This window comes from Halobacillus litoralis, from assembly GCF_009856355.1.
Classification (GTDB): Bacteria; Bacillota; Bacilli; order Bacillales; family Halobacillaceae; genus Halobacillus; species Halobacillus litoralis_B.
In genome coordinates this window covers 102,750-125,594 of the sequence record NZ_WMEW01000001.1, presented here as the reverse complement: position 1 = coordinate 125,594, position 22,845 = coordinate 102,750, and the positions used below count along the sequence as shown (strand labels likewise).

The 22,845-nt window shown below is 49.5% G+C and carries 22 protein-coding genes; 19 read left to right on the top strand and 3 right to left on the bottom strand.

Annotated features, from left to right (window positions below; all coding sequences use genetic code 11):
• The first annotated feature begins 26 nt into the window (after positions 1-26).
• The 13 genes from GLV97_RS00615 to lhgO all read left to right on the top strand — a co-directional run bounded on the left by GLV97_RS00615 (position 27) and on the right by lhgO (position 12,468).
• Positions 27-890: a branched-chain amino acid ABC transporter permease gene (locus GLV97_RS00615; protein ID WP_160841863.1), complete on the top strand. Its 864-nt coding sequence runs from the start codon at positions 27-29 to the stop codon at positions 888-890.
• Positions 891-1,916 carry a branched-chain amino acid ABC transporter permease gene (locus GLV97_RS00610; protein ID WP_160888703.1) on the top strand — a complete coding sequence of 342 codons (1,026 nt, stop codon included), beginning with the start codon at positions 891-893 and terminating at the stop codon, positions 1,914-1,916. It abuts the gene before it with no gap.
• A 2-nt stretch (positions 1,917-1,918) separates the two neighbouring features.
• The gene (locus GLV97_RS00605) at positions 1,919-2,683 is read left to right on the top strand and encodes an ABC transporter ATP-binding protein (protein ID WP_160841865.1); all 765 of its coding nucleotides are present in this window, start codon (positions 1,919-1,921) and stop codon (positions 2,681-2,683) included.
• Positions 2,676-3,383, top strand: a complete 708-nt coding sequence (locus tag GLV97_RS00600; RefSeq protein WP_160838034.1) for an ATP-binding cassette domain-containing protein — start codon at positions 2,676-2,678, stop codon at positions 3,381-3,383. Before GLV97_RS00605 ends, GLV97_RS00600 begins: the two co-directional genes overlap by 8 nt.
• Positions 3,384-3,442: 59 nt before the next feature.
• Positions 3,443-4,666 carry an ABC transporter substrate-binding protein gene (locus tag GLV97_RS00595; protein WP_160888702.1) on the top strand — a complete coding sequence of 408 codons (1,224 nt, stop codon included), beginning with the start codon at positions 3,443-3,445 and terminating at the stop codon, positions 4,664-4,666.
• A 78-nt stretch (positions 4,667-4,744) separates the two neighbouring features.
• Positions 4,745-5,896, top strand: a complete 1,152-nt coding sequence (locus GLV97_RS00590) for an acyl-CoA dehydrogenase family protein (RefSeq protein ID WP_160888701.1) — start codon at positions 4,745-4,747, stop codon at positions 5,894-5,896.
• Positions 5,897-5,912: 16 nt separating this feature from the next.
• The gene (locus tag GLV97_RS00585; RefSeq protein WP_160888700.1) at positions 5,913-7,097 is read left to right on the top strand and encodes a thiolase family protein; all 1,185 of its coding nucleotides are present in this window, start codon (positions 5,913-5,915) and stop codon (positions 7,095-7,097) included.
• A gap of 29 nt (positions 7,098-7,126) precedes the next feature.
• The gene (locus GLV97_RS00580; protein WP_160888699.1) at positions 7,127-7,906 is read left to right on the top strand and encodes an enoyl-CoA hydratase-related protein; all 780 of its coding nucleotides are present in this window, start codon (positions 7,127-7,129) and stop codon (positions 7,904-7,906) included.
• A gap of 319 nt (positions 7,907-8,225) precedes the next feature.
• Positions 8,226-8,663: a MarR family winged helix-turn-helix transcriptional regulator gene (locus tag GLV97_RS00575; RefSeq protein WP_160888698.1), complete on the top strand. Its 438-nt coding sequence runs from the start codon at positions 8,226-8,228 to the stop codon at positions 8,661-8,663.
• Complete coding sequence (locus GLV97_RS00570; protein ID WP_337194068.1) at positions 8,650-9,513, top strand: MFS transporter; 864 nt, start codon at positions 8,650-8,652, stop codon at positions 9,511-9,513. Before GLV97_RS00575 ends, GLV97_RS00570 begins: the two co-directional genes overlap by 14 nt.
• A 3-nt stretch (positions 9,514-9,516) precedes the next feature.
• The gene (locus GLV97_RS20240; RefSeq protein ID WP_337194067.1) at positions 9,517-9,858 is read left to right on the top strand and encodes an MFS transporter; all 342 of its coding nucleotides are present in this window, start codon (positions 9,517-9,519) and stop codon (positions 9,856-9,858) included.
• Positions 9,859-10,302: 444 nt separating this feature from the next.
• Positions 10,303-11,238, top strand: a complete 936-nt coding sequence (glaH, locus tag GLV97_RS00565; protein WP_160888697.1) for a glutarate dioxygenase GlaH — start codon at positions 10,303-10,305, stop codon at positions 11,236-11,238.
• Between the two features lie 18 nt (positions 11,239-11,256).
• Positions 11,257-12,468, top strand: a complete 1,212-nt coding sequence (lhgO, locus tag GLV97_RS00560) for an L-2-hydroxyglutarate oxidase (RefSeq protein ID WP_160888696.1) — start codon at positions 11,257-11,259, stop codon at positions 12,466-12,468.
• A gap of 185 nt (positions 12,469-12,653) precedes the next feature.
• On the opposite strand, the gene GLV97_RS00555 is transcribed toward lhgO, so the two are convergent.
• Positions 12,654-12,959 carry a DUF3870 domain-containing protein gene (locus GLV97_RS00555; RefSeq protein ID WP_160888695.1) on the bottom strand — a complete coding sequence of 102 codons (306 nt, stop codon included), beginning with the start codon at positions 12,957-12,959 and terminating at the stop codon, positions 12,654-12,656.
• A 13-nt stretch (positions 12,960-12,972) separates the two neighbouring features.
• Entirely contained in the window at positions 12,973-14,022 is a 1,050-nt protein-coding gene (locus tag GLV97_RS00550) for a DctP family TRAP transporter solute-binding subunit (RefSeq protein ID WP_160888694.1), read from the bottom strand.
• A gap of 93 nt (positions 14,023-14,115) precedes the next feature.
• Here GLV97_RS00550 and GLV97_RS00545 point away from each other — a divergent pair, with 93 nt between their 5' ends.
• The 6 genes from GLV97_RS00545 (at position 14,116) to GLV97_RS00520 (ending at position 21,781) form a co-directional block, all read left to right on the top strand.
• Positions 14,116-15,738 (top strand): ATP-binding protein, encoded by a 1,623-nt coding sequence (locus tag GLV97_RS00545; RefSeq protein ID WP_160888693.1) that lies wholly within the window; start codon positions 14,116-14,118, stop codon positions 15,736-15,738.
• Positions 15,713-16,402, top strand: coding sequence for a response regulator (locus tag GLV97_RS00540; RefSeq protein WP_160838075.1), 690 nt, complete (start codon positions 15,713-15,715; stop codon positions 16,400-16,402). Before GLV97_RS00545 ends, GLV97_RS00540 begins: the two co-directional genes overlap by 26 nt.
• Before the next feature lie 130 nt (positions 16,403-16,532).
• Complete coding sequence (locus GLV97_RS00535; RefSeq protein ID WP_160838077.1) at positions 16,533-17,522, top strand: TAXI family TRAP transporter solute-binding subunit; 990 nt, start codon at positions 16,533-16,535, stop codon at positions 17,520-17,522.
• Between the two features lie 39 nt (positions 17,523-17,561).
• Entirely contained in the window at positions 17,562-18,056 is a 495-nt protein-coding gene (locus GLV97_RS00530) for a DUF1850 domain-containing protein (protein ID WP_160838079.1), read from the top strand.
• Positions 18,056-20,215: a TRAP transporter permease gene (locus tag GLV97_RS00525; RefSeq protein ID WP_237417305.1), complete on the top strand. Its 2,160-nt coding sequence runs from the start codon at positions 18,056-18,058 to the stop codon at positions 20,213-20,215. The genes GLV97_RS00530 and GLV97_RS00525 overlap by 1 nt, the downstream gene beginning before the upstream one ends.
• Positions 20,216-20,488: 273 nt before the next feature.
• The gene (locus GLV97_RS00520; protein WP_160888692.1) at positions 20,489-21,781 is read left to right on the top strand and encodes an aldehyde dehydrogenase; all 1,293 of its coding nucleotides are present in this window, start codon (positions 20,489-20,491) and stop codon (positions 21,779-21,781) included.
• A 142-nt stretch (positions 21,782-21,923) separates the two neighbouring features.
• On the opposite strand, the gene GLV97_RS00515 is transcribed toward GLV97_RS00520, so the two are convergent.
• Entirely contained in the window at positions 21,924-22,826 is a 903-nt protein-coding gene (locus GLV97_RS00515; protein WP_160888691.1) for an acetamidase/formamidase family protein, read from the bottom strand.
• Between the last annotated feature and the right edge of the window lie 19 nt (positions 22,827-22,845).

The window sequence follows — 22,845 nt, the reverse complement described above, 5'->3', positions numbered from 1 at the left end:
TAAATTGAAGGTAAAGGAGACGTTCCATGGATATCTTCATTCAGCAGGTGTTTAATGGTTTGACGATTGGCAGTGTCTACAGTCTCGTGGCGCTTGGTCTGACGCTGGTGTACGGCATCCTTCACATTCCGAACTTTGCTCATGGCGCATTATACATGCTGGGTGCGTACATAACCTTGACGATGATGCTTTTGTGGGGCATTCATTACTGGATTGCAATGGCCGTGTCTGTTCTCGTCGTCGGTCTGCTCGGGGTTTTGATGGACAGACTGGTGTTCCATCCTCTCCGAAATGCACCACCGATTCATGACAAAATAGCGGCGATCGGTATTCTGTTGTTTCTCGAAGCCTTTGCCCAGCTGATCTGGGGAGCGGACTACCGTACGATGGAAACCCCGTATGGCCAGGTCGTCAACCTTTTTGGTATGACGGCAACAACGCAGCGTGTCCTGATTAATATCGGAGCGGTCGTCGTCATGATTCTGCTTTATGTGTTTTTAAAGAAGACGTACACCGGCTCCACGATCATTGCCATGGCGCAGAACCGTGAAGGGGCCAGCCTTGTCGGAATCAACACGAGCAGAGTAGCCATGCTGACGTTCATGCTGTCCGGCGGGCTCGCTGCTGTTGCTGCTTCCTTGTCAGCCCCTATTAACCTTGTATTCCCCGGTATGGGACATCTCGTTATTCTGAAAGCTTTCGTCATTATTATCCTTGGAGGGATGGGGAGCGTCCCCGGTGCCATTTTAGGGGGATACATTCTCGGGTTTACTGAAAGTCTCGGAGCCACGTACATTTCAAACGACTACAAGGACATCATCGCCTTTTTAATGCTTGTGATCATTCTGTCGATCAAGCCTAAAGGATTGTTTTCAAGGGAGGGCTTTTAATTGGTCTCACTTCTGAGAAACAGGGGATGGCTCATTGGATTTATCGCTGCCGGTGTTTTATTTCCCTTTGTTCTGCCCAACGCCTACTTTCTGCATATTTTAACGCTCGCCTTTATTTGGATGATTGCCGTGTACGGCCTGAATCTCCTCGCCGGCTATACCGGTTACTTGTCCCTGGCCCACGCTGGATTTTTTGCCGTCGGAGCCTATGGTTTGGGACTATTGACGGTTAAGACAGGAATGAACTACTGGATCGCGCTCCTTCTGGCCTGTGTAATCACCAGTGCTCTCGGATTGGTCGTCGGTCTCGTTTCCTTAAGGACGAGGGAGCACTTTTTTGCCATCTATACGCTTTGTGTCGGATACATCATCTACCTCATCATTGATAAATGGGACAGCTTAACCGGCGGCGTACGCGGGTTGATCGGCATCCCGGAACCTTCCAATATCGGACCGATATCCTTCCAGACACCGATTTCTCAATACTACTTAATTTTTGCTTTTCTTCTGCTTACCATTCTGATCATGTACCGTATTGTCCATTCATTGACCGGCCGGACGTTTATAGCGATCCGCAACAGTGAAGATCTGGCCCGCACGCTTGGCATATCCACGATGAAAAATAAACTGATGGTTTTTGTCCTTACGGCTTTTTTTGCCGGACTTGCCGGAGCTCTATACGCCTCCTTTATCCGCTTCATCGGTCCGGATATCGGTTACATCACGATTATCTTTGATCTGCTGACTTATTTGTTGGTTGGCGGAATCGGCACACTCGCCGGTCCCATCGTAGGAACCTTCCTCATTGTCGCCCTGTCCCAGTCGCTGCAGTTTCTTCAGGATTACCGGATGCTCATATTCGGTCCGCTTTTAACCTTATTGATCATTTTTTATCCACGGGGGATTGTGGGAGCTTATCATGACTGGCGTTTGAAACGGAAGGATGCTCAACGGACGCGCCCGCAGAAGGAGCAAGAATACTTCGAGACAGAAGAAGAAACAGAAAAGCAGGTGAAGGAGGGATGAGTATGTTGATGGAGACAAAAAAGCTGACGAAGCGGTTTGGTGGTCTTACCGCTGTCAATGATGTGGATTTCACAATTGAAAAAGGGAAGATCAATGCGATTATCGGACCGAACGGAGCCGGGAAGTCCACCTTTTTCAACCTGCTGAGCGGGACCTATATCCCTTCCGAGGGTCAGGTATTTTATAAAGGGCAGGACATTACGAAACGCCCGCCCGATAAAATCGCCAGGCTTGGCGTGGCGCGGACCTTCCAGACGAACCATTTGTTTGAAGAATCCACCGTGCTGGATAACGTGATCGTCGGTCACCGCCTCCGGACTTCCTCGAATTTATGGGACGCTGTTTTTCGTACAAGGCGGTTCAAATTCGAAGAAAAGAAATGCCGGGATAAAGCAATGGAAGTGCTGGATTTTGTGGAACTCACCCATGTCATGGACGAGCCGGCCGGAAGCATTACACAGGAGGAGAAGAAGCGGGTAGCGTTCGCCCTTGCTCTGGCCACTGATCCCGAAGTGGTCTTTCTGGATGAGCCGACAGCAGGTATCAACCCCGGGGAAACCGAAGGGCTGGCCTCACTTATGGAAAAAATGGTGCAGCGGGGCATTACCGTCTGCCTGATCGAGCACAAAATGAAAATGATCATGAAGCTGGCGGACAAAATCATGGTGCTCAATTATGGAGAGAAAATCGCTGAAGGAACGTCCGAGGAAATCATGAATAACCAAGCGGTCATCGAAGCTTACTTAGGAGGCGGTGCAAGTGCTTGAGTTAACCGATGTTTCGATACAATATGGATCCTTTACCGCTGTAGAAAAAATCAGTATTCACGTAGGAAAGGGAGAACTTGTGGTTCTGCTCGGTTCAAACGGAGCAGGTAAAAGTTCGACGTTCAACACCATCAGCGGTCTGCAGAAGCCGAGTTATGGAACCATCCTTTTGGAGGAACGCCCGATTCAAGGATTGGGTCCTGACAAAATCGTCCGTTCTGGAATTGTGCAGTGCGCGGAAGATCGAAAGCTTTTTCCGCAGATGACGGTGAAGGAGAACCTTGTTATGGGAGGCTATGTTCACCGGAGGAAGCGGAAGCAGGTCAATCAGTCTTTGCAGGATGTCTTTGAACTTTTTCCGGTTTTACTGGAGAAAAAAGATCAGCCCGCAGGGTCCTTAAGCGGCGGACAGCAGCAGATGCTCGCGATTGGGCGTGCGCTCATGGCTAAACCGAAGCTGCTGCTGCTTGATGAGCCGTCCATCGGCCTTGCGCCGCTCATTGTGGAGCAGATGTTTGAAGTGATTCAAAAAATCAATAAAGACGGTACGACGGTGCTGCTTGCCGAGCAGAATGCTTTTGCAGCTTTGAAGATCGCCGACCGCGGCTATGTTTTTGAAAGTGGATCCGTTGTTGTAGAGGGGACAGCGGAAGAACTGCTTGCTAATGATACGGTCCGTAAAGCTTATATCGGGGCCTGATAGCAGGGTCTGGTTTTGTTAAGTTTACAAAAATCATTCCAAAACGAGGGGGATCTTTTATGAAAATGATCAAAGGTTCAGGCGTTTTCCTATTCGCCGTCCTGCTGCTTCTTCTCGCCGGCTGTATTGATAATCCATCGAACCAGTCCGCAAGCGGAGGAGGCAGTGAGACGGAGTCCGAAGCACCGGAGGTTGAAGAAGGAGAGGAAGTTGTCAGTATCGGCTACAGTGGTCCATTGAGCGGACCGGCTGCCTATTACGGCGAGCGTACATTAAACGGACTCAAGCTTGCAGTGGATGAAATCAACAACAATGGCGGTTTTGAGATCGAAGATCAGACGTATAAGTTCAATCTTGTGTCGCTGGATGATAAGTATCTGCCGAATGAAACAGCCGCCAACGCCAAGCGGCTGATTCAAGAGAACAATACGCCGGTCATTTTCTCCCCGCACAGCGGCGGGATCAAGGCGATGCAGGTATTCAATGAACAGGAGAACTTTTTGATTGGTGCCTACACGAGTGAGCCTGCGGTTACAGCTGAAGGAAACACGCTGACGGTCCGTGTTCCCCCAAGCTATGACGGCTATCTTGAACCATTTACATCCTATGCGATGGAAAACCACGGCATGAAGCTGGCGGCCCTGCCAACGGCCTCGCAGTATGGGAAGGACTGGACAGAAGCCATTGTGCCTTACTGGAAGGAACAAGGCGGGGAAGTGGTGTACAATTCCTCGATTGATTTTTCCAAGGATACTGACTTTTTCACCCTCGTGACCAATGCGTTGAAGGAAGATCCGGACGTTCTGTTTATCGGCGGCCCCTCAGAGCCGACCGCTAAAGTAGCGAAGCAGGCACGGGAGCTTGGATTCCAAGGCGGCTTTATGGTTATGGACCAGGCCAAGCTTGATGAAATGGAGGCGGTTACAGGATCATATGAAGCGCTGGAAGGTTCCGTCGGTGTTCTGCCGCTGGCCAATTCTGAATACCCTGGCACCCCTGCGTTTATTGAAAAGTATAAAGAAGAGCACGATGAAGTGCCGGGATCTGAAGCGGGTTACCATTATGTAGCGCTGAATATATTGATGGAAGCGATGAAGGCCGCAGGCAGCGTTGACGATCCAAAAGCCATCCGCAGTCATATTCAGGATGGGCTCGATGCGCTGCCGGAGGAAAAAGAAGTGTACACCATTGAAGAGGTTGGTAAAGATGGCGGTTTTGCGACGGATTTAAGCATTGCTGCTGTGGAAAACGGAGAAATAGTAACGATTGAAGTCAACGATTGATTGTCATGAACAACCTGGTGATTCCTATGGCGTCGCCGGGTTTCTTTTTTCAATAAATAAGGAGAGGGGTAGGTGGCCATGGATTTTCAACTGGACGAACAGACGACAGCGTTGAAAAAGAGTGTCAGAGATTTTGTGCAGACAGAGGTGGAAGGGGCTGCCACAGTGATTGAAAAGGAAGACTGTATTCCGGAATCGATTATGACGATGTCCCGCGACCTTGGGCTGTTCGGATTGAGCATCCCGGAGGAATACGGCGGACTGGGGATTTCTATGGTCGGAAAATGCGCCCTCTATGAAGAAATCGGTGCGACACACAACGGATATACAACAGTGATCGGCGCACATACAGGCATTGGCAGCGTGGGGATTGTCGAGCTTGGGACCAAAGAGCAGAAAGCCAAGTACCTGCCACGGATGGCGGCAGGAACGTCGCTGGGGGCTTTTGCCCTGACCGAGCCTGGAGCTGGGTCCAACGCCAGTGCTTTAAAGACAACGGCAGTGAAAAAAGGTGACCGTTATATTTTAAACGGAACCAAGCATTACATCACCAATGCCACCGTAGCGGATGTGTTTACAGTGATGGCCGTCACAGATTCTGAACAAGGGGCGAAGGGAATCACCTCGTTTATCGTAGAAAAAGATTATCCCGGCTTCAAGGTCGGGGCTGTGGAACCGAAGATGGGCCTCCACGGTTCCCAGTCGGCCGAGATCATTCTCGAAGATTGTGAAGTGCCGGAGGGTAACGTGCTCGGGAAAGAAGGGGAAGGGTATGTGAATGCCTTGAAGATTCTCGCCAACGGCCGGGCTGGTCTTGCTGCAAGGAACCTGGGCTCCTGTCAGAAACTGCTGGATATGTCGATGCAGTATGCCGAAGACCGCCGACAGTTTTCTGTACCGATCATTGAGCATCAGGCCGTCGCCCATATGATTTCAGAAATGGCCGTAGAAATCGAAGCGCTCCGCTCCTTTACGTACCGCGTAGCCTGGATGGTGGATCAAGGTGAGAAGGTCATCAAAGAATCCGCCATGCTGAAGCTTTATGGATCGGAAGTCTATAACCGCGTGGCTGATAAAGCGGTCCAGATACACGGCGGGATCGGCTACATCTCGGATTATCCGGTGGAGCGCTTTTACAGAGATGCGAGGATCACAAGGATTTATGAAGGAACATCTGAGATTCAAAAAAATATCATAGCCGGGCAGCTGCGGAAGGAGTATGCCCGCTGATGGAAGGAGTCCCCCCATGAAGGAGGAAATCGTTGTCGTAAGTGCTGTACGGACACCTGTCGGCCGGTATGGCGGTACACTTAGGAATGTATCTTCCGGCCACCTGGCTGCCCATGCAGTTGAGGGAGCCGTGGACGCTGCAGGATTGAAGAGAACTGATATCAATGAAGTGATTCTTGGGGAGGTCCGGCAGACGACGGAGTCTTCCAACGTCGCCCGTGTGGCTTCGTTAAGAGCAGGAATTCCTGACTCATCACCGGCGTATACGATCAATCGGTTGTGTGCATCCGGGATGGAAGCCATCGCTTCTGGTGTGCAGCAGATTGCTTTTCAACAGGCTGATATTGTAGTGGCGGGCGGTACAGAGAGTATGAGCCGCGCCCCCCTCTATTTAAGACAGGCAAGGTTCGGGGAAGGAGATCCGGTCTTAGTGGATTCCCATAAGGAAGCCGGTCAGCAGCCGAAAGAATTGTACGGACCTGATCTCGGGATGGGCTTAACTGCTGAAAATGTCGCCGAACGTTACAGCATCTCCAGAGAAGATCAGGATGAATTTGCGCTTGAGAGCCAGCGGCGTGCTGCAGCCGCTGTAGAGGCAGGAATTTTTTTAGACGAAGTGATCCCTTATGAAGTGAAAGGTAGAAAAGGCGTTCAAACTCTCCGGGATGATGAGCATCCCCGCCCCGAGACGACAAAGGAAAAGCTGGCCGCTCTTCGTCCGGTATTTAAGGATAACGGCACAGTAACCGCCGGCAATTCCTGTGGACGTAATGACGGGGCCTCAGCTGTGGTCATGATGACGAGGGAAAAGGCCGATGAAATGGGGTGTGTCCCTCTTGTCAAAATCACGGACTGGGCGGTGGCCGGTGTCTCCCCGGAAATCATGGGGATCGGTCCTGTACCCGCTGTCCAAAAGCTGATGGACCGCACAGGCCTGAGTCTGAAGGATACCGGGTTGATAGAGTTGAATGAAGCTTTTGCTGCCCAGGCACTTGCCGTTATCCGGGAGCTGGAAGTGGATTCCGATATCGTGAATGTCAACGGCGGAGCGATTGCTCTAGGGCATCCGGTCGGGGCAAGTGGGACGCGGATTGTGACGACGCTGATTCATGAAATGAAGCGGAGAAAGGAAAGGTATGGACTCGCTGCGTTGTGTGCAGGGGGCGGTCAAGGCATGGCGATGCTGTTTGAACGGGTTTAAATACAGAATCTTAGAAAGGGAGCGGTATTGTGGAATATGAAAACATAGTGTATGTCAAAGAAGATCGGCTTGCTTATATTGTGATCAATCGTCCTGAGGTCCGGAATGCCTTGAACCAGGCCGTTCTTGATGAAATAGAAGACGCACTGGACTGGGCAGAGAGAGATGATGAAGCCGGCGTCGTTGTTTTTACTGGACAAGGAGAGAAAGCATTCGCCGCCGGGGCTGATATTCAGCAGCTGACGGAAGCGGAAGCCCTGGACGCCTTGAAAAACGGTGATATGCAGCAGTTGTACGACAAGGTGGAAGCTTTTCAAAAGCCGACCATAGCCATGATCAATGGATTTGCTCTCGGCGGCGGCTGTGAACTGGCCATGAGCTGCGATATCCGTATCGCTTCCATCCATGCTTCCTTCGGCCTTCCGGAATTGGCGTTATCCATCATTCCAGGCGCCGGAGGTACCCAGCGCCTGACCCGCTTAGTGGGAAAAGGAAAGGCACTGGAAATGATTTTGACAGGGAAAATGATTTCAGCGGAAGAAGCCCTGGCGGTCGGTCTTGTCACGAAAGTCGTGACACCGGAACGGCTCCGCGCAGAGGTGGAGGAAACAAGTGCGGGCATTCTGTCTAAGGGTCCGCTCGCCGTTCAGCTCGCAAAGCTTTCTGTGCATATGGGAGCGGAAACGGATATGAAGACAGCTTTAATGCTCGAGCGGCTGTCTCAGGCGGTCCTGTTCAACTCAGAGGACAAAAATGAAGGTGCCCGGGCATTTCTCGGAAAAAGGAAGCCTTCTTTTGAGGGCAGGTAACAGGTGAAGGGCGGATCTCCGCCCCTTTTGTAATTTCCGGGTGATTTCCCGGGAAATATGACGGTGGGACCAGGGGTGGTTCTGCCGATTCGTTGATATATTTGCGATTAGACTGATATATGAAATATCTGGTTGATATATCGGAAAATAAATCGATATCTTCCAAAAATAATTGATATCCCCAGCCATCACCTCCGGCCGCCTCCCCCCTCTCCCTTCGCATCTTTAAAGCCCCACCGCTTTACAAGAACCCCCACAGCCTTTAAGATTGTCTGTATGCAAAATACTTACTTAGGTAAATAATTTAAGGGGTGATAGAATGGATCGATCCGATCATAATATTCTGCACTTGTTAAACCAACAGGTGAGACGGTTAAACCAAAGGATGAATGAAAAGCTGAAGGAATATGATCTGTACATGTCCCAGTGGGCGGTCATTTATACGCTCCACACGATGGGGCCGATGACACAGAAAGAAATCTGGCAGTATTTGAATGTGGAAGCACCAACTGTCACCCGTACGATTACCCGTCTGGAGGAAAAAGGGTGGCTCGTCCGTAAGCAGGGAGCTGATAAGCGGCAGCGCATCATTCACATTTCGCCGGAGGCAGAACAACAGAGGGATGAGATTGCCGCAAGTATACGAAAGTATGAAGATGAACAGCTGCTTGGGCTCACAGAGGAAGAAGAAAAGCAGCTCCGAGGTCTCCTGGAAAGAATGATCATACAGGAGGATGATCACGATGGAGAAGACTAAACAGCCGATTTGGACAAAAAACTTTATCAGCGTTTCGCTGACGCATTTCTTTGTCTTTGTGACCTTTTACGCGCTGCTTACCACCCTCCCCATTTACGTGATCGATGAACTGGGCGGCAACGAGGCCCAGGGAGGGCTCGTCGTGACGGCCATCATGGTGGCTGCCATCTTGATCCGGCCGTTTTCCGGCAGGTTTTTGGAGAAGACCGGGAAGAAAAAAGGTCTGATTGCGGCGGTCTCCCTTTATATGATTACGATGATCTTTTATTTGACGATCTCGCAATTTGAAGGACTGATGGTCTTGAGATTTATTCACGGTCTTTCCTTTGCTGTTGTAACGACAGCAACGGGAGCTATTGCAGCCGATGTTGTTCCCGCACAGAGACGCGGAGAAGGGCTTGGCTATTTTGCGATGTCCATGAATGTGGCTGTCGTTGTCGGTCCGTTTGTCGGTCTATCGATTCTTCAGGCCGCCGCTTTTGAGACATTGTTTATTGTTTTGAGTGTGTTTATGCTGCTTGGTGTGATCAGTTCATTGATGATCCGCTCTTCAGGTGAAAAAGCTGTACCGAAGACTGAACAGAAAGCAGCCAAGGTATCTTTTCATGATTTATTTGAAACGAGAGCCCTGCCGACAGCGTTGATCGCCAGCCTTGTTGCTTTTTCCTATTCCAGTATTGTGTCGTTTATATCCGTATATGCGAATTCTCTGGGACTTGGAGGAGTATCCAGCTATTTCTTTGTCGTCTTCGCTGTTGTGATGATTGTTTCACGTCCTTCTCTCGGCCGGGCATTTGATAGGAAAGGGCCAAGCATTGTCATTCTGCCGAGTCTGCTTCTTTTTGCATGAGGATTGATTCTGCTTGGGTATATCGATTCCTTATGGGGTATGCTGCTCGCCGGAGCCATCATCGGACTTGGCTATGGCTCGCTGCTTCCGAGTTTCCAAACGATGGCTGTCCAGTCTGCTCCAGAGCATCGGAGCGGCCATGCCACAGCCACCTTTTTCATGATGTATGACACAGGAATCGCAGCAGGCTCCTATGTTTTAGGTTTGCTCGTTTCCATGACAAGCTTTCGTGTGACTTATCAAATCAGCGGAATGATCGTTCTTCTCGTACTCGGGATCTTTTATTATGCTTATACACGTCAGCAGAAAACGCAGATGGTAAAAGAGAGGGCCGAGGAATTTTGATGATCTAGCTCCTATAAAAAGCAGCTCGTTTGGCTACACTGGAAGCAAAGAGGTGGTCAAATGGTGAAAGAAGAAGGGAATTTCATGAAGGGGCTGCTGTGGGCGGTGTTGTTATCGATTCCTTTGTGGGGATTGATTCTGACAGGGGTCTATCTATGGAAATAACAACCTGTTTCTTTTTTCTTGAATGAAAAATGTAGGTTGACAGAAAATTGTAAAAGATATAACCTTAAAAGTAGAAAGCAGACTTAAAAAAGGTATCCCCTTTTCTATTGCGGTCTGCCATGAACGGTACTACGTTATCAAACTGTTAAAACTGCCCAATCTCCGAAACCCGGAGACTATCCGCAGTTACAAGCCAGTTTTCCTTCTAGTGGAGGAAGACTGGCTTTTTTTCGTACCCAGGCCTGGGGACCCACTCTATCATAAAAAAGGAGAATGTTTATGTGTGCTGTAGACGTTAGAAAAGAGTCATTACCGGTGTTTTCAGGAAGCGGATATACCATTCAACCACATGAAAGGCATGAACGTTTGTATACGATTGAACTGGATCCAGAGGCGGTTCAAAAATTCCTGGAAGACGTGAAAGGCATCAGTGATGAGCAGCTTGAGTATATCCCTTACCAGCGGCTGTTGACGGCTCAAGCTTTACTGAATGTGTTGGACGATGATTTCCAAACATATGTGACGACGATTCTGAATGACCGGCGTTCCGGAGGGTTTACAGCAGGCGTGGAGGGCACGACGATGGATGCTCAGGATTACGTGAAATTTTCAACGGCGTTTTCCCACCTGGCAGGCATTCCGAATTTTGATGCGATGTCGAAAAAATATTACGCCCGTTTCTTTGTCCAGCACACGGATGACAGTGATTCCTACCTTCGTCAGGCTTACCGGCGGTTTACCCTTCATACGGATGGGACGTATGTCGATGAGCCGACGGACTGGCTGCTGATGATGAAGATGGAAGAGGAGAATGCCACCGGTGGACATTCACGCCTTCTTCATTTGGATGAGTGGGAGGACCTGGATTACTACAGAAGTCATGCGCTGGCGGATTATCCGTTTACGTACAAGGCACCTGCAAGTAAAAATGTAAGCGAGGATGTGCAGAGGGAGACCTTTTATACGTGGAACAACGAAACGTGCATCTGCTTCATTGATCAATTTGTTTATCCAGAAACGATCAAACAGGCACAGTATTTGAAGGATCTATCCCAGTCGATGGAGAACTCGGCAAACTTAGTCGAGCTGGAACTCCCAGCAGGAGATCTGGTCATGCTGAACAACCGCTTCTGGCTTCACGGACGCGGAGCTTTCGAAGAGAATACCAACCTTCACAGAGAGCTTCTGCGACAGCGGGGACGGTTTTCCAAGTAAAAGGCAGGGGGCATGGATATGTATGATTACACGATTATCGGGGCAGGGATTGTCGGGCTGTCTACAGCTTATGCGCTGCAGAACAAATACCCACACGCCTCCATCGCTATTGTTGAAAAAGAAACGGAGATTGCGGCTCATCAAACCGGCCGGAACAGTGGGGTGATCCATTCCGGTGTTTATTATAAACCTGGAAGCCTGAAAGCGAGGATGGCCGTTCAAGGCAGGAATTCTATGGTGCAGTTTTGTGAGGAGAACGAGGTGCCCCACGATGTCTGCGGGAAAGTTCTTGTGGCCACAGAACCCGGGGAGCTTCCCCGCATGGAAGCACTTTATGAACGGGTCGGGCAGAATGGGTTGAACGTTACACGCCTTACAAAAGAGGAGCTGCACGATGTTGAGCCTTATGTCAACGGGCTCGCCGGGTTGAAAGTACCGAGCACGGGCATTGTCGATTATAAAAAGGTCAGCCGGAAACTCATGGAGCTGTTGAAAAAAGGGGGAGCCGACATTTTCCTGGGCTCCCCTGTACAGGATATCGTGGAGAAGCAGGATGAGGTTGTCATTGAAACGACCGCCCGGACCATTTATGCCAGGTATATGGTCAACTGTGCCGGCTTATTCAGTGACCGGATAACAGCCATGAGCGGCATTCATACGGATGTGAAGATTGTCCCATTCCGTGGTGAATATTTCGAATTGGTTCCGGAAAAACGCCACCTTGTAAAAGGGCTGATCTACCCGGTTCCCAATCCGGACTTCCCCTTTTTAGGAGTTCATTTGACGAAAATGATGGATGGAGGTGTTCATGCCGGGCCGAATGCGGTGTTAAGTCTTAAACGGGAAGGTTACCGCAAAGTGGACATGCAGTGGAGGGACATGAAAGAGGTGTTGACATTCCCGGGTTTTTGGAAGCTTGCAGGAGCCAATATGAAGGAAGGAATGAAAGAAATGATCCGCTCCTTTCATAAGGAAAGCTTTGTGAAGAGCCTGCAGCGTCTCGTCCCCGATATCAAAGCGGACGATGTTGTACCGACGGATGCCGGCGTACGGGCTCAGGCGATGTTGAAAAATGGGAAGCTCGTGGACGATTTTTATATCATTCCAGGGAAACGGACCGTTCACGTATGCAATGCCCCTTCCCCGGCAGCCACCGCTTCATTGGAAATCGGGAAGGAGATTGCTCGTAAACTGCCTGCTCTGGAAAGGGAAAGGGTTTCGATGAGCTGATCAAAGGGCCCGGCGAAAAACGTTGGAGGGAAGGCTTCTGCGCAGGAGGTTCCTCCAATCTCCCAGTCCGAAAGCCGTTATGGAAATCGGCCTGTAAAAAACATAATCAGTGGTCGAATCGATAAAATAAACCCGTACAATGATCTTAATCTTCCATCATCGTACGGGTTTTCCATATGATTCAATTATTGATGGAGAAGGTACTGCTTATGAGAATCTTTAAGAGCAGCCTCCAGAGCGTTCCCGGCCTTTCCTAAGTATCCTTCTTTCAGCTTGGAGGCCGGCTCATCCACACCGTCCTGTAAACTGTATCCCTTTAATAACGCTTTAACGAAACTCCGGCCGTGCTCGGTAGCGAGGGTACAGGAAGCATCGACGATCACTCCATATTTTCTATCCACCTCAAGTGTCAAAGTTAAAGATTCCGAAATATGGTTGGCGGCCATCCCTGCAGGGAGTTTGGCATGGCCGGCTACAAAAATCGTATTCATTTGTCCTCCTCCTTTACTGATCCTTGATTTGGTTAAGTTCCTGTATCAATTCTCTGCCCGTGAATTTCTCTGTTTCTATGTAAACCGGTTCCAGCGCATGTCTCCATATCTCCTGCTGCTCCTTGTCCAGATAATGGATGCTGATGGATTCGGTGCGCTTCAATTCTCTGAGGTGGGCATCGTTTGTTTCAATGGAATGGCGGCGGATCCAATCGGTTGTATCTGCCAGCGAAGACTCGATGATCTTCTGCTGTTCGGGGGATAGGTTCTTCCAGAAGGTTTCATTCGTCAGGACGATGTAGCCAAGGTAGCCGTGATTGCTTACTGTTAAATGGTCCTGCGTCTCATACATCTTTTTCGTATAAATGTTCGAAGTGGTGTTTTCCTGGCCTTGAATGAATTCCACATTCAAGTTTTGATAGGTTTTATTAAAGGGAAGCAGGCTTGTACTCGCATCCAGCGCCTGAAACTGCCTCTCAATCACCGGGCTTGGCATCCTTCGGAAATGCATCTGTTCAAAGTCGGCCGGATGGAGCAGAGCCTTTGTGCGGCTTGTCATTTGCTTAAAGCCGTTATACCAGAACCCCATCCCCTTCATTTCGGACGTATGCAGTTCAGCAAGCAGTGTCCGTCCAATCGATCCCTCATATGCTTTTCTGACTTCCTTATAGGAGGAAAAAGCATAAGGAAGGTCCAGAATTTGGAATTTGGGAAATTGCGAAGTGAGCTTAGACGTAGCGGGTGCAATCATCTGTACCCGGTTTTCTTTAAGGGCCTGCTGCTCATCCTGATCGTTGTACAAAGATCCGTTGGCATAGATTTCTACAGAAATGGTCCCATTGGTCCGTGCCTCTACAAGCTCGGCAAACTTACGGGCCGCCAAACCCTTAGGGGTGTGCTCAGAAGTGACGTGACTGAATTTAATAACCACCTGATCCTCCAGGCCCTCCTGTTCATCATCATATTCCAGCGGCTGGACCGTATCTTTAAGATCAAAACCGAAAACAAACGCCGCCAGCACTCCGCTGAAAATGAAGAGAGCAATGAGTGCAAAAGTTCTCAATGGCAGCACTCCCTGAAATCGTTTACACAAGTGTACCATAATCCGCCGGGAAGATGATACACTGGAAGGACAAAGGGGGAAAGGAGTAAATCCATGTCACTGAAACGCATGCCGATTCGCTGGAAGATTACCATTCTATCGTTTGGTATGGTCCTTTTCTCTTTGATGATCGGTGGAATCCTCATTGTCGGCCATACGGTCGAGACGAAAGAAGAAGAGCTGGGGGAACGGGCGCTCCTGACCGGGCAGACGATCGCGAATCTTCCGGAGGTCCGGAATAACCTCCAAGAGCCGAGAGGCTGGAAGAATATTCAGCCCGTAGTCGAACAGATGCGCACCGTGTACCAATCGAATTACATCGTTGTTCTTAACATGAACCGCATCCGCTACTCGCACCCTGTCGAAGACCAGCTGGGCAGTCTTTCTTCAGGCAGAGATGAAGGGCCGGCTTTTGCTGAACACAGCTACACCTCCAAAGCGAAAGGAGAATCCGGGACGGCTGTCCGCGGGTTTGTCCCTGTCATGGATGAGAACCATGAGCAGATCGGGGTCGTAGTGGTCGGTGAAATCCTCCCCTCTGTGGGGGAAATCATCTGGGCGATGAAAAACGAAATAGGGATTGTTCTTCTGCTTACTTCTCTTTTTGGGATTGCCGGGTCCTGGCTGCTTGCCCGTCATTTAAAAGAGCAGATGTTTGCTTTGGAGCCTCACGAAATTGTCCAGCTTTATGAAGAGCGGACCGCAGCATTTGAAGCCATGAATGAAGGAATTGTGACGGTGGACGCATCGGGAAAAGTCACTTTAATGAACCAAAAAGCAAGAATCCTCCTTCATTTTACCGGACTATCCAAAGGAAAGTCTTTACATAATCTCACCCCCGGTCTGAAACTTGATCATGTCCTCACGGTGGGAGAGCCCGTGTTTAATCGAGAAATCAGGGCCGGCATGAAGCTCCTTCTTTTCACGAGCATTCCGATCAAAGTGGAGGGCCGGTACGCCGGAGCTGTCCTGATTTTCCAGGATCGTACAGAAGTGACCCGTCTCGCCGAAGAGCTGACGGGGGTGAAGGCTTTTGTCGACGCGCTGCGTGTCCAGAACCATGAGCATCGCAATAAGCTTCATACGATTGCTGGGATGATTCAGCTGGAACAGAATGAGGAAGCACTTCAGTATGTATTTGACATATCGGAAAAGCAGGAGAAGCTGTCGCGCTCGCTTCTGGCCGCCTTCCAGGATTACAGCATTGCCGGCCTTCTTTTAAGTAAAATAGCCAGAGGTAAGGAATTGGGTATTGATGTTTCTGTAGAGGAAGACAGCGGACTGCCTGTATTTCCTCCGCTCTGGGACCATCATGACATGGTGCTCATACTGGGAAATCTGATAGAAAATGCCTTTCACGCCTTTGAAGGAATCCAGCAGGATGAAAAGACGATCCGGGTGGCGGTTCTGCAGGACGAAGAAACGTGCTCAATCATCGTAGAAGATAATGGGATAGGGATGAGCCCCTCAATAAGCCGGCAGATGTATACCAAGGGCTTTTCCACGAAAGGAGATCATGGGTCCGGGATCGGATTGTATCTGATCAAAAATCTTGTGGATCAGGCCATGGGAAAAATAACAGTAAAATCAACGGAAGGAGAGGGGACAACCATGATCATTGATCTACCACTTATCATCGAGGAGGGACAGGATGAGCAGGCAGTCAGAAACGCTTGATGTTCTTTTGATTGAAGATGATCCAATGGTTCAGGAAGTCAACCGGCAGTTTATAGAAAGGGTGCCTCCTTTCAAGGTGCAGGATGTGGCTTCCAATGGGAGGGAAGGCGTCGCGCTGGCGGTCCAACATACCCCACAGCTGATTATCATCGATGTGTACATGCCCGAATTAAACGGGGTAGAGACGTTGAAGCTGCTGCGTGCAAACGGTGTCCAAGCCGATGTGATCGCCATTACGGCTTCAAAAGAGAAAGAAACCATTCGAACGATGTACCAGTACGGAGTTATTGACTACATCATCAAGCCATTCAAATTTGAACGTCTGCAGCACGCTCTGGACAAGTACAGAACCTACCGGACGACCGTCAGCGGGGACGGGGAACTCAGCCAGATCCAGCTGGATGAACTTTTTGGGGCAGCTGTCCCTGCGGGGAATAAAGTGCTTCCGAAGGGCTTGAATGAGCAGACGCTCAATCAAGTGCTCCATGTCTTACAATCCGCCCCGCACCCGCTGTCGGCAGAGGAAGCGGCCGAAGAAATCGGAGCGGCCCGCGTCACGGCAAGAAGATATCTGGAATATCTTCAGAAAGAAGGATCAGTGGTCATCGATATCCAGTATGGGACGGTAGGCCGCCCGGTGAACCGCTATCGGATAAAATCTTGACTCTCCTTATGTGCAGGGGAGTTTTTTTATGACCAAAAAGACCAAAATGTCCATTATGTCCGTAATATTCTCAATCTTTTTTGTAAGCGTTACCATTATTTTTAGAATATTACGAATTGGAGGCAATCTTATGATGAAGCGTGTATTTCTTATATCTGTACTGATGCTGACGGCATTTTTAGCTGCTTGTGGAGGCAGCGGGGATTCAGAAGAGGCGTCCGGATCCGGGGGCTCTGAATCGATTGTATTTGGAACAGGGGGAACATCAGGGACATACTATCCCATCGGCGGTGCTGTTAAGCCTGTATTTGAGGAAAGTGACAGTGTAGCGAACGTAACTGTGGAATCCACAGGAGCCTCTGTCGCAAATATCCAGAATATCAAGGATGGATTGAACCAGATGGCAATCATTATGAGTGATGTCGGTTATGACGCGATTGAAGGGCAGGGACAGTTTGATGGAAATGCGGTCGATATTCAGGCTATGGCAGGGATGTACCAGAATGTTGTCCAGATTGTCGCATTAAAAGACAGCGGCATAACATCTGTGGCTGATTTGAAAGGCAAAAAAGTCGGAGTTGGAAAAGTCGGTTCCGGCGTGGAACAGAGTGCGAAGAAAGTCCTGGAGGCCGAAGATATTACGTATGATGATCTTTCCAAAGTTACGCATACGGGCTACGCCGACAGCGTGCAGGAAATGAAGAACGGAAATCTGGATGCGGCCTTTTTTACATCAGGCGTTCCCAACAGCAATATTACCGATTTGATGCAGCAGACAGACATTCAGTTCGTTGAAATCAGCGGGGAGACAGCCAAGACGTTAATGGACAAGTACCCTTTCTATAAGTCGAATACCATCGAAGCTGGAAATGAAGCAGCCTATGATCTTGATGAAGCAGTGGAAACGGTCGGAATTCAGAACATGATTATCGTTTCCAAAGATGTAAGTGAAGACGTCGTTTATGACATGACAAAACGGTATTACGAGTATTTGGGTACTGAGGAAGTTTCCGTTGGAGCCTTAAAACAACTGGACAGAGATGAAATTGCGAAAGGCTTGATTGCACCGCTGCATCCCGGTGCCGAGAAATTTTATGAAGAACAGGGAATTTTAGAGTAAAGGGGAGAGGGCATCGTTGATCCGGTGCCCTTTATTAGGATGAAAATCTACTATGTCTTCCTCATCGGTGTCTGCACTATTTTCCTGTTCTCTGTCTTTTATACGGTCGAAGCGTTCACCCTATCCAAAGAAGAGAAGATCGACGTTGTTCATCTTACGAATCCGGAGCAGGAGTTCCGCATCCGCTGGGAGCACTCCGTTGAGAAAGAGGATTGGGAAGAACGATTCATCGTCCAGGATGGGGGGATCACCCTGACTGGGACACGCTTTAAAACATTCGGGGCCGGTGTTCCCCATAATACAGGGGAGGATACGTATGTCCGGGACGGCTGGGTGTACATGGACGGCATTCATCAGCCAATCGGGAGCAGTCTCGCTTTCCGCACGGGAGAAACAACAGAACACCGGCTTTCCTATGGGAAAGATATCACGTACCAGCTGGATGAAAAGACGGCTTATCAAGTATCGGTCAATCGTATGCCCGCCTGGAAGTTTATCGTTCTGAAGTGGCAGGGTTGGAAGGGAGAGTTATGATGATGAACAAACAGAACAGTGACACGGCAGAAAAGTATGATCGGGAAAGCACAACCCGGACGGACTTTGTAAAGCCAATGGCGCTTGCGATTTCTGTCCTGGCTGTTTCGTTATCCTTATTTCATTTATACACGTCCTATGCCGGTTCGCTCGTGGATATAAAACAACGGAGTATCCACCTTTATACCTTAATGACACTTGGATTTTTACTGTACCCTTTTGTTAGAAAAAGGGGAAGCAGGAACGTCCCGGTTTATGATTACATCACGGCAGGGCTATCGATATTTGCCGGCTTGTACATGTTCTTGACGGCTGAACGGATTATTCAATCCGGGGGTCAGATCAACGATATGGATTTCTATGTCGGGATTCTCATTCTGCTTCTTTTATTTGATATTACAAGAAGGGTGACGGGATGGGGGCTTACCCTGCTTGGGCTCGGCTTTTTGGTTTACGGATTTTATGTGAAATTGTCCGTCTATCCTGATTTGAACGGCGTCATTATTACCAGTGTGTCGAAGCAGATCATTGCCCAGCTTGTTTTCATCACGGAAGGGGTTCTCGGAACGGCCATCGGTGTTTCGGCGAGCTACATTATTCTGTTCATCTTATTCGGGGCTTTTCTTGCCCGGTCCGGTATGGGGCAGTTGTTTAACGACCTGGCGCTTGCCGTGGCCGGACATACGAAAGGCGGTCCTGCCAAGGTGGCGGTCATCGCCAGTGGGTTTTTAGGTTCGATTAATGGCTCGGCGATCGCCAATGTCGTTACGACAGGAACGTTTACGATCCCATTGATGAAGAAAATCGGCTATAAAAAGAACTTTTCGGGAGCCGTTGAATCCGCAGCCAGTGTGGGTGGACAGATCCTTCCTCCAATCATGGGGGCGGCCGCTTTTATTATGGCCGAAAATTTGAACGTCGCTTATACCAAGATCATTCTTGCTGGAATTATTCCCGCTCTTTTGTTCTACGTAGGAATTTTACTTCAGGTTCATTTCCGCGCGGCGAAGCGAGGGCTTCAAGGACTGCCTAAAAGTGAACTGCCATCGGTGAAAGAAGTGATTGCTGAACGCGGGCACCTCATCATTCCAATGCTCACTCTGCTCTACCTGTTGTTTTCCGGGAAGACTCCGTTTTATGCGGCATTCTGGTCCATTATCGCGACTGTCGTCATTGCCGGTTCAAAGCGGATGATTCCTGTTATCCTGGGAATTTCTCTATTTCTCATCTTCCAGCCGCAGCTGTCTGCGGTTCTTTCCGGCAGCGCCGTCCCGAACGTACGGAGTGACTGGTGGGAGCTGATGCTGATCGTAGCCGTTCCACTTGCTATTAATCTATGGAGAAAACGTCTCCGGATGGAAGGCGATGAAGTGGGCATTGTCGACTGCCTGAAGGCTTTGGAGGAAGGGGCCAAAACAACGGTACCCGTTGCCATTGCCTGCGGAGCGGTAGGAATCGTTGTAGGGATTGCCTCCTTAACAGGTGTAGCCTTGGAAATCGCCAACAGTATCGTAAGTATTGGAAGTGCGGTGAACAGTCCGCTGATCCAGCTGATCATTACGCTGGTGCTTACGATGATCACGTCCATTATTTTAGGCATGGGGCTGCCGAGTATCCCGACGTATATCATTACAAGTACGATGGCTGCGCCTATTCTTCTCCAGCTGCCGCTTTACAGAGAGCTGGCAGGATCGACAGAAACGGCGACGTTTGTTGCCCATATGTTTGTGTTTTACTTTGGTATCTTCGCCAACATTACTCCACCTGTAGCTCTTGCTGCCTTCGCCGGAGCCGGAGTCGCAGGCGGTGATCCGAACAAAACCGGTTTCCAAGCGATGAAGCTGGCGATTGCCGGATTTATTGTGCCCTTCATGTTTGTGTTTTCGCACGAAATGTTAATGATCGATGCGACGGTTATGAACATCGTGACGATTACCGTTACGTCCCTCATCGGCGTTTTCCTTCTGTCCATCATGACAGAGGGTTACTTGAAGAAAAAGGTCTCCACAGGGTTTCGTTTTCTTGCCGGAGCAGGCGCCCTGCTGCTGATTTATCCCGGCCTATGGACCGACTTTATTGGGTTGGCGGCTTTTGCGCTCATCCTTCTATTCAATCTTAGACAGACGAATGCAGTCAGTGAGCAGAGATCTGCTCTTTAAAAAACAAGGCCTCTGACGTGATGGAAAGTCGCGTCAGGGTTTTTTTTGAATGTCTTCCAGTGGAAAGCTCCGCTCCATTTCCAGACAAATCAATTGACTCCCCGGCTATAAAGGCGTAAGTTAGATGCCACGCTCACCTGGTTGGAGGAGTTCACGCGACTGCTTCAGCCAGCCCCGGTGTTTCAATGTTTCATGCACAGGGAAGAACCGGTGCGTAACAGCCTGCTCAATCAGGGTGTTTAACTGCTTAACTTTCAAAAGGAGACCTTTATCATGGAAAACTATCAAGAACTGGTACACAAGCAGAAATCCTTTTTCCGTAGTGGAAAGACGAAGGATCCAGCTTTTCGTAAAGAAGCTTTAACAACCATTAAAGAATATATGACGTCTCATCAGCAGGAGATCATCGATGCGGTGAAGGCGGATTTGAACAAGCCGGAAGAAGAGACCAAACGTGCAGAAATCGGTCTGGTGCTGGCAGAAATTGATTTTATGCTTGAAAATCTGGATACATGGACGGCCACGCAGGAAGTCCCGACTCCTGACACTCATGGCGGTGCCAAAAGCTTTATCCAGCCTGAGCCTTATGGTTCCACCCTGGTGATTTCTCCGTGGAACTATCCGGTCCAGCTGGCTGTGGCACCACTTGTAGGGGCTGTGGCCGCAGGGAATACCGCTGTTTTGAAGCCGTCTGAGTTAACGCCGAATACGTCCAGCTTGTTAGCCGCAATGATTAATGAGAACTTTAAGGAAGAATATATCCATGTAGTGGAAGGGGAAGTAGAAACAAGTACCGCACTGCTTAAAGAAAACTTCGACTACATTTTCTTCACAGGTAGTACAGGCGTCGGACGAATCGTAGCCGAAGCTGCTGCGAAGACCTTGACTCCGACGACACTTGAGCTGGGTGGCAAGAGTCCAGCCATTGTACACAAAGACGCTGACCTTGACCAGGCGGCTGCCCGTATTGCCGGAGGTAAATTCATGAATGCCGGACAAACGTGTGTCGCTCCTGATTATGTCCTTGCCCACAGCGACGTAAAAGAGGAATTGATGCAGAAAATCAAAGAAGTGAAAGTCAACACGTACGGGGATATAGTTTCCGCTGAGACCTACCCACACGTGGTAAGCGGGAAGCACTTCGACCGTCTTGAAAACTTCTTAGATAACGGCGGGCTCTTCATGGGCGGCCGTACGGATAAGGATAACCTGTTTATCGAGCCGACGCTTCTCGATCAAGTTTCCTGGGAGGATGATGTGATGCAGGACGAAATCTTCGGTCCGATTCTCCCGGTGCTCACATTTGATGAAGTGTCTGAAGCCATTGAGGCTGTCATGGACCGTCCGAAGCCATTAGCCTTATACCTGTTTACAGAAGACGAAGACGTTCAGAATGATGTCTTTACCAACATTTCCTTCGGAGGCGGCGCGATTAATGATACGATCAACCATATGACCTCCCACTACCTACCGTTCGGTGGTGTAGGAAACAGTGGTATGGGCGCCTATCATGGAAAAGCAAGCTTTGACACCTTCACTCACTTCAAGAGTGTATTGAAGCGCTGAGCCGGAACGTCCAATACGAGAAGAGCTGCAGCTGGTATTTCCCGGCTGCAGCTCTTTTTTGGATCGAATGCCTGCCTTCGTTCAAAATAATCCCGTCCCCGGCGAAATTTAAGGGCATCCGGGTGTTTCCACCCAGCAGGAATTATTCGATGGAGATTGAATAGGCTTCAAGCACTTGATCAGGCACGAAGAAACGGGCGGTTTTCAACGGATCGACCACTTGGCTGACCTGTACCTGCCCGGCGGCACTCATCAGCATCGTCAGTTCTGATAAAGAAAGGTCTGTCTTCGGCTGAAGAAAATCAATCATATGTTCGACCGCTGCTTCCACTGCTTTATCCAGGGTTTCTTTGGAGGCAAGAATACTCATCCCGTCTTCATTTTTCAGGAAAGGAAAAGGAAGTGTCCGATTTTTGATCACCTCTACGCGAATAGAAACTTCAGCTGGAATTTCCACACCGGAGACACTGATTTCCCCGTCTCCCATGGCTGCATGCAGATCTCCAAGGGAAAGCAGGGCTCCTTTCTGAAAAACGGGGAAGAAGAGCGAGGCTCCTGTCGTTACTTCTTTTGTATCCATATTTCCTCCGTGAGCGCCTGGTGTGCCGCAGGACACAGCGTCCCCCTCAGGAGCCACTCCAATCACTCCGATCATAGGATTAAGCGGAAGGGATAAATCCTTATTGAAAACCGCTTTTCCACCTTGGATCGGAATGACTTTCGCCTGGAATGTTTCCATCCGGTGGCCCATCACACCAAGATCAGGGCCGGTGACCATCACTCCTTTGTCCCCTAACTGGATATCCTGAATCGTGACTTTCAGTGTATCTCCAGGCTCTGCTTCTTCAATATAGACAGGGCCGGTGGCTGGATTGATCCGGTTCCAGTCGACGGCATTGATTTCGGTGTCCTCTGACTTGATCTGTCCCTGGAAGCAGTCGTATGTATGCACTTGAATCGTTGTGCCTGATGAAACGTGTAAGGCGGGCGGATGATCCTTGTCCATCGCATAGACGAAATGTTCCTTGGATAAAGTCATTGTCATAGGCTTTTCCTCCTTTTGG